The following is a 13,134-nucleotide window of genomic DNA, read 5'->3' on the forward strand; positions in this document are numbered from 1 at the left end:
AACATAAAACCCTCGCACAGCGAGGGTTTTTATTCGTCTTTAATTTTTGCAATCTGGTATGTTTGAAAAATTAGGATGCCAATAATTAAAGTCATCGTCCCATACTCTAAGTAAGGTATGTATTTAATAACCCCTACAGACTCAGGAGAGAGGCTGTGGAGATAGTTAGCAATCATCCCGTAGAATGCGCCGACACCAGCCCAAATCGCAGCTATAGCCATAATTACAGCAATCATCAAAATAAGCATACTTCCTCCAATATTCTATTTTTTATATTACATAAAAAAGAGAGATTGTCAATAATCTCTCTTTTATTAATTAGCGGTTTACAAAGCTATATGCTCAAATTCTGATTCTTTTCCAACTCTCTAGTTTGAATCGTAAATTTTTTGAAGCTAGAATCACCTGAAATTTCAACTTTATATTCTGACTCGTTTTGCTTGTCGATCTCTCTCAGCTCTGAAAGACTAGCCTCCATTTTAGCTACATGCTGCTCCAAACCTTTTAAGATGTATTTTTCCTCATTTGTAAGCGCCCTTTCAAATGGTAGTTCTTTCAGCCTGGTTTTGAATGAGGATATTGTTTCATTATCAGCATCAGGAAGCTTAAAGCTAACCATTTTCGATACATAGGAAAGATAGTTTCTAAACTCTACCTTTGAGTATTCCCCGCTCGATAGAAGGTTATCCATGTGAGTATTCCATTTAGAGCGAAGTAATAAATCAGCAATACGCTTTTTATCATTTGCTTTCAATGCTTGGTCATAGACATCTGTTTTTTCGAGCCTTGTAGCATTACTACTAAAGTCAACAATGTGATGCATTGAGTCTCTTATTGCCATATCGTTGTTAGAAAGGAAGCCTCCTGAATACAAAGTACCATATACATCACTTTTATCAGGCAAATTGCTTTCAAATGCTACTTGTAACTTTGTTAGGAAGTACGGGTCATTTTTTATGGCTTCATTAATCAAAGCAAGGTTTCTATCACATTGTTCATGATCAATGTTAAATCTCTTATATAGTAAGCTAGAAGACTGATCATCAACTTCTTTTAGAATCGGTTGCTTGTTTGTTTTAATAGAGTGCAATCCAAGTCTAGGGGCATCCTCAGGCAATTCTGCGCGTTTAGTGAAAACCAGCTTTTGGATTTTTTCTGCGCTTGAATTAATTAAAGTGGTAGGGTCTTGAGTTAGGTCAACACATATAAACGCGTTGTTATTTTTTGGATCCATAACTAAAGGATAAATTAATGTTGTAAAGTAGTTAGCTTCATCAATCACCCTTTCTGTGTAAAAAATAGGTTGTCTTTCGGTTAATAAATTCTTTACATTATTCTTGCTAGACAGCTTCAAGAAATAATCAAACAATCTAGGTTTTTTATCTCTAATAAGCTTAGCTAGCTGCACCGTTGCAATTACATCGCTTAATGCGTCATGGGCTGATTCGTGTAATAAATCATTAGCTCTACATAGATCTTCTAGCTTTAAACTAATCTTTCCTTCCTCATTGTGAGGGAAGTTAATAAGGTTTGGAAAATAAGCATATGTCATTTTTAATAGATTATAGAAGTCAACTCTTCCGTTGTTATTCTTCCACTCGTGGTCATACATTCTGCGATTATTTCTAAACATTAGATTTCGTGTAACTTCATCATCAAATGCCATTGTGTTGTAACCAGAAATGCATGTGTTTGGTTTCTGCTGCATCGCATGTTGAACAATTTTTGCAAACTCGTATTCCGAAACGCCTTTTTCTTCTAGCGTCTTAGGATCGATTTTAGTAATCATGAATGCATCAATTGAGGGAACTACATCCAATCTCATTTTACAATATACGTTTTGATCTGAACCCTGGATGATATTCAACTGAGAATCAGTGTAAATCCAAGCTCCTTGAACAGGTTGGCTATGATTTTTATCTAGTCCAGCGGTCTCATAATCGTAAACAAAGAAACTTTCATAAAAAACAGGATCAAGTTTTATTGGCATTTTATTTCTCTTTTAAATAAAATTGGTTATTGAATTGAATTAATAATAACATAAAAACAAAGGTATGTATAATGACAATAAAACGATTAACTCAGAAATATCAACTTTCTGATTCAGACATAGATAACATCTTAAAATCGCTATCATCAGGCGAAACACTTCTTGAAGCCAAAAAGCGTCTTGCATCTGATCTTTCCAGTGAAGCCATTTACTCAATAGCAAAAGAACTTTGTAGAATTGAGATGGGTTTACCCATCTCTGAAATAAATCCAGAGTTTGTTGAAGGACGCGCTAAGCTGAACAAAGCAAGAATTGCTGAAAGGCAAAAATCTGAAGGTGATAAAAAACAGGTTAATTACATTCGTCACATACGAGATGATATTAACCTGTGTCTTTTAGAGTTGAGTATTGTTTAGCACATCACTCCATTGGATAGAGAGACAACAGGTATTCTGCTCTCTCTATCTACTAACCAGTCCACGTACTTTTTAGCGCCAAAGCAATCATCATTTTCTTTGTTTTCTTTCCAAAACTCCATGATGCATTGGTGTCGTTTATCGCACTCGATGCACTCAGTATTTTTGTTTGCAAAGTACTGTCTGCGTAGATACTTTCTTCTATCTTTAGAGGCTAGAACTGTTTCGAAGTCGGACTCAAAGATATTTCCAAAAGGCTGCATATACTCGGTATAGCCATCTCTGTAATCTGGAAGTGTAAAGTCACCATTTGGCATAAGAAACATCGTCTGACCAGCTATGTTTCCGTTTTTGTCGGTGTTTGCTCTACTCATTATGTATTGTGATTGCCCAATAGCAGGAACACTAACACCCTTCTCTTTGAGTTCGTACCAATACTCCATAAACTCAATCATAAACGCTGAATACTGATCCATTGAAGGTGCATACTTCCCATAGTGATGTGCTTCGTTTTGTTCATTTCGCATCATAGGTAGGAATGAAGCCTCACTAATTCCAAGTTCAACAAGGTAGTCTAGGACACTCTTCGGGGTATCTTCTAAAATCTTGTTGTTTACTACTGTAATCGTTCCAACGCTAATTCCACGAGATCTTGCAAGTTTAACCTTTCGCTCCCAGTCTCTCATGTATCGTTTACCGCGCATCAAGCCATCAAATGATGTCTGGAAGTATCCACCGCACCACTTTTCAAAAAACTCAAACCAATATTCCTGTACGGCTATTAGAGACGTTAAAAGAGTATGTCTGATGTGGTAGCCATCTTTTTCGGTAAATCGCTCTTCAATCATCTTAAAGGCAGCAATCATGTAATCTATGCCCATCTGAGTTGGTTCACCACCATACCAGTAGAATGAGAGGAACTTAACTGGCACATCAGTTTTATCCGCGTAGTAATCATAAACTTTATCCATTACTTCTTGGAGTTGTTCAAGGCTCATTACAGGGCTATTTCTTCGTTCGTCTGTAGATAAGTAACAATGTGGACAATTTAGTTCGCATCTTAGTGATGGCATCATAGTAAAGACGAAGTACCCGCTTTCTATGTTGTTCTGAGTGTTCACGTCAAATCCATCAGGCATCTTATAGCAATCGTAATCTCTCTTTGGTAACGGAATGACTACTTTTTTAGTCGTGAAATTTACATTACTCACTTTTTATTCCTTTTATTAATTATTAAGCGGCATATTACATTAATATGCCGCAAAATCCAATTGACTTACTTTTGTCCATCATAGTCGTATGGTCTAGAGATCGCCGTTTCGGTTTTTTCTTTAACCGTGTTGTTTTGAGCTTGGTTGACTCCAGAAAGAATGATCTTTGGGTTTAACAATCTTGCAATTGATGGGGCTAACATTTTGTATAGAATTCTAAATATCGAAAAAAATGATGAGCCACCCATAGTTTTCTTCAGAGCTTGGTCTATCTCTTCTTGAGACCACCTCTTGATCTTACTCGTATCTTGGTTGGACATTTTCTACTTCTACTAATCTTCTGGTGTTTTTAATAAAACGTTTAAATCCAGGGCATTCCCCCTCACCATTCCAAAAGTCATGTAAAATACCGCAAGCCATCTGACACTGCTCCATCTCATCACAGCCCACGCATGATGTTTTAACCTTCATAGCCTTACGTCTCTCTTGACGATATTTCTTAGACTTCATGATTGTTGAAATGTTTGAATCGAATATATTACCCATAGAATCGAAACCTAACTCACCACCAGCTTCAATGCATGTTACTGTTTCACCATTCCAGTCAATATCGATACTTCCAGGTATGATTGGGCATATTATGTCGTCATTTGCGCGATTGAATTTAATTGAGTTAATTAGGGACTCAACAGGATTGACTGCAATTTCGTCACAAAGCTTACGTTTTTCGAGATACCACTCTGTAGCATCAATCAAAAACTGGCTTGTTTCCTCAAATGCAGGAAACACACTTGTAATATGCTTCATTCCGTCACCAGATGGGATAAAGAAACCTGTGTGGATTCCTCTAAATCCGATTTGGTAAAGATACTCAAGCACATTTTTAGCACCAAGATCTACAGCTTGTTTTGTGATAGCCATTGTAACATTCAACTTATGACCATCAGCGATCATTTTCTTGCAGTTATCAATCCACTGATTTTCAAGTTCAGGAGCGTGTTCATGATTCACCTTTATGAAGCGTGTATTTACTTCATACGAAGTAGATATATGATCAAAAAGCTTAGCTACTTTTACAGCTCTTGATGTAAGCAGATTTGTTACAATAGAAAGCTTAACGTTGGTTGGTATTTGAGAAAACTTTTCGTTGGCGTATGGCAATACTTCTTTGAAAAACTTTTCACCAAGCATACTTGGTTCGCCCCCAATTACATGCACTTCAGCATTTAGGTAGCTTGGGTTTGAAACAAGAAAATCGCAAAGCTGCTCTATTACTTGATAAAACTGATCTTTCGTCATGTATTTTGACGAAACTTTTTTGTCTGTACTTATGTAACAGTGCTCACACCTTAGGTTGCAGTCCCTAGTTACATTTATCTGACATAAGAAGGTTGAGTTAAACATAACTATCCTATTTATTTATTATTTCCAATGTATCCAAAATCTCAAGCATACGGTCTGCAATAGTGTATCTTTTATATTCGTCAGTTTTCTTTTTTGAAGATGCCACTTTTACAATATTTTGATTTCCATCAACGTAAGTCAACTTAGCTTGTGATCTTGATGTTTCGATAATCTTATCACAGCGAATGATAGAATCAAAATATAGCTTTCTAGCTAAAAACCCCTTTTTCTCCCTGCCTTTTAATAATTTAAGTGACGGAAGATTCTTTTTCAAAGCCCAAAGGTTCTTGTCATTCTCCTTATCTGGCCTGTTCCCACTAGTAAAGAGGTGAAACTTGTTTTCCTCTTCACAGAATGTGAAGTATTGGTCATAGTTGGTGTTTATCACAGGTAAGTTATCCTGAGCGCCATGTGAAAATGACTTAATCGAAAAGCAACGTTCAATTATTTTATCAATTGAAGTTAGTTGTTCATCAAAAATCTTTTTGGATAAGACTCTACTAAACTTTTCGTTATCGATTTGGAATCTATATCTGTCAATTTTTCTAATTTCTTTTGGTAGGTTTTCCTCAGGGGTTGCGTGAATCATAACTCGCATACCTTTAGAGGCGAGTTCTGAAGCGACTATAGCGTTAACTAGGTGGTCTTGCCCCACAATAATGTAATCGAAATCTATAGTGGCGTATCTATCAAGCAACAATGCAGAATAAACGTCAGCGTATAAGGAGATTTTCGAGTACAGTCCACTTAATCCTGTAGTACCCCTTTTCCTATTATTGTTTCTGGATAGATTAAAGTCGCAAATTTTTATTCCAGCATAAATATTAGCTATATCATAGTTTGGGAAGAATACTTTATTGTTCATTGTTTAAAATCCAGCTTTCAATTTCTTGCAGTTTGTACTGACTTATTAATTTATCCATAAGTGCAAACAAAGACTTCCAAGTGGTGCAGTATGGAGTCTTATCATACACGCTTAATCTTTTCTCTATAGCGTGCATCATACAGCCCCCCTGACATTCTTTAAAGTAAGGACAGCCACCGCATTCTTTTGCTATTTTTAGTTTACGTCTTAAAAGTTTTCTCTGCTCTTGTCTGTCAATAGAATAATCTATGATGTTACCTAGCTTACCAAAATCATGATCCGCAAGCTCTTGGCATACATAGATATCACCATTAGGTTCTATACTCAGACTGTTATCTACACAATCAGATTGCCAGGAGCAAAAATTTCCAACCGTTCCTTTAAGACCAAAATGCTCTAGGCGTTTTTTTAACAGAGTATTGAAAGGCTCTAATAAGATATTGCCTTTCATAAACCATGCCTCAAACAAGTCTAAGTAAATCTTTTCAAGCTCAGATTCGGAAACCAACACAATGTCAGAACCACCCTGAAAAACAGGTCTTACAACAATGTTTCTGGATTCTTTTTCAGCTAAATGATACTCATCTATAATGAATCCTTTATTTACACCGTCGATTGTTAGAACGGCTGGGAGTGTTTTATTATCAAACGATTTTACATGTTGTAGACTAGACGTTAGCATTTTCCTGTATCTAGTGGATGAAGTTCCTAGTTTTCGCTGCTTTGTGAAGTTATCTATTGATGTGCCAATTCTTCCATCAAATAGCTTGTAAACTTCATCAAGTTTTCTCTTAGATGTTAGAAGATTACTCTGAACACCATCAGTTACATTTATTCCTTTGCTTACAAATACCTCCCTCACATTCAACACAAGGGCTTTTAAATCTTCAATTGGTAGCATTGTTACTTCTCCACCAACATATTCAATGGTCAAGTATTTAGGTTTTATCCCTAGATCGCCCCAATATTTCAGTGTGTTTTCAGCAGAGATCTTAGCCTCATTAGGTGTCATGCTATTAAGCTTTGTTTGCATTGCAGACGAGCAATATGAGCAATTAGCATTGCAATTCTTTGTGATTCGAAAATGCAAAACAAATGACTGGTTATTCATATAAACTCCAAAGGCAGCTCGTAAGCTGCCTTTTATTACTTTTTATTCGTGATATTAAATGATTTTTTCTCATTTTTATCAATTGTATCAATCAGATTTAGATTCAGACTCAGATTCGCTATTATCTTCATTATCTGAGCTTTCACAAGCCACCGATTCATTCTGAAGCTGCATATGCTCTTCAGCTTTATTAGCAATCAATTTGGCTAGTGCTACGTTTAGAGTTCTTGCGTATGTTTCAAGACCACCAAAAGGCTCAAATTGTTCGTTGATATCTTCACGAAGCTTATATTTCATCTTATCCATTAATTCGACATTTACACCCTCAACGAATCGAGCATTGATGTAATCATCTGTAGCCATTGTTTCTGGGATATGGTTATTGCATTCCATAAGTAGGTATTGGAAGTAGCTGCTTACTGGATAGATCTGATTTTTCACTTTTGGGTTAAGGAATAAGCACTCAAGATATTCTTTATTCAGCTCATAAAACTCATCCCAAGCTTCTGGATCATTCATTTTGTCTGAACCTGGAAGCAAGATTGAAATGTCGTAGTTTAGAAGCTGCATGTTTGTTACCAACTCATTCACATCATGCTCTAAGCCAAATGGCACTTCAAGAATTACTTTTAATTTTGCGTCTTTGTAATATCTGGTGATAACGTCAGCAAGGTCATCATCTAAATCGTCGCCATCTTCATTCATTTTAGCTAGCAAGCCGATTTCAACAACACCTTCTGGGATTTCATGAACATAATCATCTACTTCTATGCCGTAGATATGGGTAACTGGGTTCCCTTCTTCTTTTTGTTCTGCAATATATTCATGCAATTCTGATAATTTCATTTTTATTAGCCTTTAATTTACAACTTTTTTCTATTAAATCGTTATCTAACTAAAAAGTCAAACCAATCCTTTTGCAATAACATCTTTGGCTGCTTTATAAATTAAATATCCACCCGAGCATCCTCCAGAACCATCGAAGGTTTTTTCAGTCGCACAACCACTATTGCAGATCGACTTAAATTCACAATCAAAACAATTTAGAGTCTTTTCTTTTCTTCTAACTATAATTTTTTTATTGAAAGAAACATTATTAGAACTTGAAGATTGCTCATTTGTTGTAAGAGCCGTACATCCCGCTGTATAACCATTTGAATCAACAGTATGAAATGCAGTATCACATTTCCCTGAGTTGCAGCCATAACCTTTAGGTTTAGGAGTATCCATACTGGCAACAGAATCAATATATCCGTCAAATGGTGAGGCGTAAAAATCAAGATCTGAATTTTTAATTCTTACATAATATTTCAAGAGCTTGCTCATGTATTGCGCATATTCTAAGTGGGTAAGCCCTAACTCATTCCAGTTATTAATTGCATTGCCAGTCTTGGTTAGCTTTTCGATGTGTATTTCTTTCACACCTTTCTCTATGAAGAATTGGAAAAAATCCTTTGGCTTACTCAATATTTCAAAAAGCGTCTTAGTGCCAGTTACTACAATGCATGGCTCTACACCATCTGAAATTAACTGTTCCAGATTTTGGAAGAAAATTCTTTCATACTCAGCATTCGAGTCAGGATCTTCTTTCTTCATTAATCGTATTTTTGCATCCCAACTTACTCCGATCCTTCCACCAAAGTATTCGAGATAGATATCTCTCCACTTTTCATTGTAATTGATTAAGTTAGTTTGAATGCCGTGCTTTATAACGTATGTATCACTTAGTTCATTAATAAGCTCCAAAGCTTCTTTAAAAAATCTCACACCTCTGGCAGTAGGCTCACCACCGTGCCATTGAAATAGTAAAACATCGCCAGGTTTCGCAACCCCTTTAAGTGAATCTCTAACCTCTTTCACTTTGTCTATAGACATTTTTTTGGGATTTGCAGGGATAAAACAGTGCTTACAATGAAGATTGCACCCCTCATATACACGCATGTATATGAGGTGGTCGAAGTAATCTTTATTATCTTTATTAGTTTGATTGCTCATTGATTTTAACTTATGTATTTGACAGCAATTTCACCCTTTTCAGAATTTAAAAATTGCTTTACGTGATTCAAAAATAATTTATGCCCAGAACAGTCTGCAACTTTAGGGTCAAATGGTTTATTCGGATTAATAGGACATCCTGATTTACACCAAGTATTGTACTCGCAATTTAAGCAATGTTCACCTTTGTGTTTTACTACGGACATTCTAATCCATTTTCTTCTGCTTTTAGAGTTTAAAAAAGCATCAGCGCCATCTTTGAAATTTGAAAATGGCTTTTCTACACTTGATCTGTCTGGACAGGTGTTAATATCACCATTTGGCTCAATTATAATAAAGCTACTTTGACAGTTAGTTCCCCATCTATCTCCAGATACCTTATCTTTCACGCCTCGGATTGCGGCATATATCGGCTTCACGTCAGGAGCAGATCCGTCCTCTTCCATCATTCGCATTAGCTCATCAAACAAACTAATCATAAACAATGAGTGTTCTTTATTTGATGGGTAGTTGAAATCAGGCTTATTCAAGAAATTTGTATATCGCTCAAAGTTAAATGCTTCAAATCCATTTTCTATAAACCAAGATACAATTTCTTTCTCTTTACCAATTTCGTTTTTTGATGGAACAAAGCCTGGAATAACTGTAATGCCAGCCTCTCTTGCCTTATTTACTCGCTTCATCCATAAGTCGATGTAAGAATCTGTTGAGCTGCGAATAGTTCTTGAAGAAAAATCGATTGAAGATCCAACAAACGACTCCCATCTATCATTAATCAAATTATTCCACTTGCTTGAATATCTGATTAGTGATGTTTGAATGCTTGTACCGTATTGCCTTTCACCAAAAACCTCATCTGCAATTCTATGTGCTTCTTCGTACCATTCTGGTTCAAGCATCATTGGTTCACCACCATGCCAGATGAAGTGAACATCATCGAAGTTTTCACGTATAGCAACGTCTTTCACAAAGCCGTATGCCTTACGAAGCTCATCAAAAGAAATTGTTTTCTTATTAGCCCGAACTTCTTCGGGCAAGTAGCAATGGTCACAATCTATGTTGCAGAAGTTTGTTGGTTTTACATAAACAGAAAGAACTTTCATTATAAAATCTGCCCTACTTTGTTAGACACAACATTTTTAGAGTGCTCTGGGTCATAGCCTAATCGAACTAGGATTCCATCAGCTTCACCGCTAAGCACAGATTCTTTAATTCGGTCAAAAACCATCATCCAAGATTCACAGTAGAAGAACTTTCCGCCCAATCCTCTGTTATACAATTCAGCATCTCTCATACAACCACCCTGACATTCATGGAAGTGACGACAGGTTTTACAGTCCATAGGTAGCTTGCTTACTCTTCTCGCATGAGAACGTGACGCAGGTGATCTAAATATTTTGTCTGCAAAATCTGATTTTCTAACTTTAATGTCAAAATTCACATTGTTTTTGACTGTTGTTGAAAACACGTTACCAAATTTAAATTTCTCGTCTTTCAAATCTGCAAAGTCAGCGCAGTTGTAAAGATCGCCATTTGGCTCAATACCTAAAAACTTTCCGTTACACCCGCGAATCCAAGGACAACGCTGATTGTCTCCACCAACAGTTAAATCCAACATTTGATCTAATGGTGTAATTGAGAATGAAGGAGTATCTTTTAACCAACGGTCATAAAGCTCAATTAGCATCTTACCGTAAGTTTGTGGATGGATTAACCCGTTACCATCATTGTTAGCACGACCTGCTGGGTAACGATAGTTAAACCGTAAGTGAAATTGATTTTCGCTATTTAAACTTTTCTCATACAGCTCCATGCCTAAGTGAGCTGATTCTTCACTATAGGTAGATACTACCATCGGGTTGAAACCATCATTTAATACGGCATCAAGCTTTTTATAAAATTGTTCAGCGTACTTTTCTGTTGAACCCTTTAGTGTTCTGTACGTCATGTCAGGATCAAACGAAGTAGAAACAGAACCCTTCATAACATCCCTGAATACAGGCTTCCATTTTTTTGAATAAAGTAGGATGTTCGACTGCATAGAAAACTTAATATTTTTGTTTTCCTTAGCATTATATTCTTTTACGTAATCCCAGCACTGAATGTAAAACTTGTCGCCTAAAAGCATCGGTTCGCCACCATGCCAAATCCATACGGCAGATTCTGCAAGCTTTGGCGAGATTAGATCGAAAATTGTCTTAAATCTTTCAAACGTCCAATGTCCATCCATATCAGGAGGGCTTGAGCAGTAAGCGCAATCAGCATTACAGTCTTTTGTAGGCTTTGCGATTATCGTGTTAATCATTTATTGCTTCCTAATTACTTTTTTATTTTCTTAATTATTTATAACAGTACCCAATAAGACAAAAAAAATCAAGTTACTTCTCAGTAACTTGATTATTTATTCCCTTATTTATTAAAGGGTTTTCTTTATGTCATTTAGACAGTAAACATGTAACAAGCCAGCACCATAACGTCTTTGCGCCCAACCTTTTTTACTGTGGTTAGCACCGCGAGAATAACCATCGATGACTGCTGTCCATGATGAGCCGTGGTCTGTTACATATGCAATGTTTTCACCGTATGTAATGAAGCGTGTAGGATCCTTGATCGCATACGCCCTTTGACTACCACCGACATAAGGTGCATCAAAACCTTTCCATGATGAGTCTGTTGCCAAGAATCCCTGAACGTTCATACCACTCACGACAAGAATTGGTTTCATATCTTGTGTACGACAGCCAAGCAGTTCATATGTCGATTTATTAACATAGTCCGAACCGTTACCTACGATTTTTTGCACACCCAGTAATGTGTATCGTGGGAGTAATTGAGATAAGGATTTATGCGTACCGTTATCAAGCTCTACACCCAATTGAGAAACGTTCACCATTCCCTTTAGAGCAACATCAGCGCCAGATATTTGCTCAAATCCAACAGAGTTAGATCGTATCTTCATAGATGTGTTATTTTCAGCAGTGATAGAACTAATACCATTGTTTTCTGCTCTAGAGCCTGCGGTTGTACCAAGATAAATACCATTCAAACCTACGCTCTTCATTTCTGACTTGCCATCAATTTGAACACGGTAGTTGCTTGTTGTGGATTTCTCGTTGCCATCACCAAGGAATGGTAAGTACACTTTTGACTGAACAGAGTTTTTAGCAACCACTGAAGTTTCTGATTTGATGTAACCAGTACCTTTTACAGTAAGGTTTGCATCAATAACGTCAAACTTACTCTTATCGATATCAACAAATACTTTGCTGTCTTGTTCGATAGTTAATTTCTGACCGCCTCTTGGAAGAACTAACTTGTTGATGTTTACTAAGCCGCGCAGTGCAGAGTTAACTGTCTCACCGAAAGTAATTAAGTTATTCATAGTATTTCGACCATCAGTTCTCAACCAAATGTTAGCTGTTGCATCAGTAGTGGTCATAATCACGATCTTATCAGCATTACCAGTACACATTCTGTTGTATGAAGCATCGCCTCTACCACCAGGTACACAGTAGACTACGCGATAGCCAGCTTCACCACCAGCGCCAACAGAAGTAGAAGACATACCACCAGCAACTAAAGCAGCCAAACCAGATTCAGACATCATTACGCCATTATGACCTTTTAGAGGGTCAAGAACCGTTATAGCCTCTAAAACTGTTCCTGGATTGCCAGCGCCTGCCGCAGTGCGTTTAAAAGTTGTTTTAAACGACAAGTTTCCAAAAGTTGTTCTTTGGTCTCTTGTTGAGGTCGTAGTATGCGAAAGGTATCCGCAGTCACCGAGGAATCCAACAGGTATAGCACCCTTGCTCGTTGTCTCTGCTGAGGAACAGGTGTTTGACTTCAAGAAGTTTATACCAGTACGAACTGTACCTGTCACAGGAGCGCCTGGAGCGCCATCTGAACCAGAGTAGTAGCCAGTGTATGATTGTAGGGCTGTTGCAACAGTAGCAATTTCTTTACCAAGAGTTTTTGCTCTTAGCTGAGAAGCTTCTGCCATTCTGTCTTGCATCACACCAATGGATATAAGCGTCATGATTGCTATCACTAGCATCAACTCCATCAGTGTATACCCTCGCTGATTCTTTAATTTCTTAATTTTCATGGGTATTCATCACTTATTTTTTATTTAATTATAAATG

Annotated in this window: 13 protein-coding genes; 1 reads left to right on the top strand and 12 read right to left on the bottom strand. The window is 36.9% G+C overall.

What is annotated here, in order from left to right:
* Nucleotides 1–29: 29 nt before the first annotated feature.
* Together AACT42_RS13575 and sbcB are read right to left on the bottom strand one after the other, a co-directional pair.
* Complete coding sequence (locus AACT42_RS13575) at nucleotides 30–248, bottom strand: hypothetical protein (RefSeq protein ID WP_094132740.1); 219 nt, start codon at nucleotides 246–248, stop codon at nucleotides 30–32.
* Between the two features lie 86 nt (nucleotides 249–334).
* Nucleotides 335–1,990 (bottom strand): exodeoxyribonuclease I, encoded by a 1,656-nt coding sequence (sbcB, locus tag AACT42_RS13580; RefSeq protein WP_094132742.1) that lies wholly within the window; start codon nucleotides 1,988–1,990, stop codon nucleotides 335–337.
* A 71-nt stretch (nucleotides 1,991–2,061) separates the two neighbouring features.
* Between sbcB and AACT42_RS13585 the strand changes: the two genes are divergently transcribed.
* Nucleotides 2,062–2,406, top strand: a complete 345-nt coding sequence (locus AACT42_RS13585; RefSeq protein WP_085762313.1) for a hypothetical protein — start codon at nucleotides 2,062–2,064, stop codon at nucleotides 2,404–2,406.
* On the opposite strand, the gene AACT42_RS13590 is transcribed toward AACT42_RS13585, so the two are convergent.
* From AACT42_RS13590 to AACT42_RS13635, 10 genes are all read right to left on the bottom strand, one after another.
* Nucleotides 2,403–3,617: a radical SAM protein gene (locus AACT42_RS13590; RefSeq protein ID WP_217899627.1), complete on the bottom strand. Its 1,215-nt coding sequence runs from the start codon at nucleotides 3,615–3,617 to the stop codon at nucleotides 2,403–2,405. The two genes, AACT42_RS13585 and AACT42_RS13590, sit on opposite strands and share 4 nt — an antisense overlap.
* Before the next feature lie 65 nt (nucleotides 3,618–3,682).
* Nucleotides 3,683–3,937, bottom strand: coding sequence for a hypothetical protein (locus tag AACT42_RS13595; RefSeq protein WP_094132743.1), 255 nt, complete (start codon nucleotides 3,935–3,937; stop codon nucleotides 3,683–3,685).
* Nucleotides 3,915–5,021 (bottom strand): radical SAM protein, encoded by a 1,107-nt coding sequence (locus tag AACT42_RS13600; RefSeq protein WP_094132745.1) that lies wholly within the window; start codon nucleotides 5,019–5,021, stop codon nucleotides 3,915–3,917. Before AACT42_RS13600 ends, AACT42_RS13595 begins: the two co-directional genes overlap by 23 nt.
* 7 nt (nucleotides 5,022–5,028) lie before the next feature.
* Nucleotides 5,029–5,886 carry a hypothetical protein gene (locus AACT42_RS13605; RefSeq protein ID WP_094132747.1) on the bottom strand — a complete coding sequence of 286 codons (858 nt, stop codon included), beginning with the start codon at nucleotides 5,884–5,886 and terminating at the stop codon, nucleotides 5,029–5,031.
* Entirely contained in the window at nucleotides 5,876–6,997 is a 1,122-nt protein-coding gene (locus AACT42_RS13610; RefSeq protein WP_094132749.1) for a radical SAM protein, read from the bottom strand. Before AACT42_RS13610 ends, AACT42_RS13605 begins: the two co-directional genes overlap by 11 nt.
* An 87-nt stretch (nucleotides 6,998–7,084) precedes the next feature.
* Nucleotides 7,085–7,843, bottom strand: coding sequence for a hypothetical protein (locus AACT42_RS13615; RefSeq protein WP_094132751.1), 759 nt, complete (start codon nucleotides 7,841–7,843; stop codon nucleotides 7,085–7,087).
* Nucleotides 7,844–7,900: 57 nt separating this feature from the next.
* Entirely contained in the window at nucleotides 7,901–8,992 is a 1,092-nt protein-coding gene (locus AACT42_RS13620) for a radical SAM protein (RefSeq protein ID WP_094132753.1), read from the bottom strand.
* A 5-nt stretch (nucleotides 8,993–8,997) separates the two neighbouring features.
* The gene (locus tag AACT42_RS13625) at nucleotides 8,998–10,095 is read right to left on the bottom strand and encodes a radical SAM/SPASM domain-containing protein (protein WP_094132755.1); all 1,098 of its coding nucleotides are present in this window, start codon (nucleotides 10,093–10,095) and stop codon (nucleotides 8,998–9,000) included.
* Nucleotides 10,095–11,297, bottom strand: coding sequence for a radical SAM protein (locus AACT42_RS13630; protein ID WP_020331548.1), 1,203 nt, complete (start codon nucleotides 11,295–11,297; stop codon nucleotides 10,095–10,097). Before AACT42_RS13630 ends, AACT42_RS13625 begins: the two co-directional genes overlap by 1 nt.
* Before the next feature lie 111 nt (nucleotides 11,298–11,408).
* A complete protein-coding gene (locus AACT42_RS13635) occupies nucleotides 11,409–13,097 on the bottom strand; it encodes a type IV pilin protein (protein ID WP_094132757.1) in 1,689 nt (562 codons plus the stop codon).
* Between the last annotated feature and the right edge of the window lie 37 nt (nucleotides 13,098–13,134).

The organism is Vibrio sp. V15_P4S5T153 (genome assembly GCF_963874485.1).
Lineage (GTDB): Bacteria > Pseudomonadota > Gammaproteobacteria > Enterobacterales > Vibrionaceae > Vibrio > Vibrio anguillarum.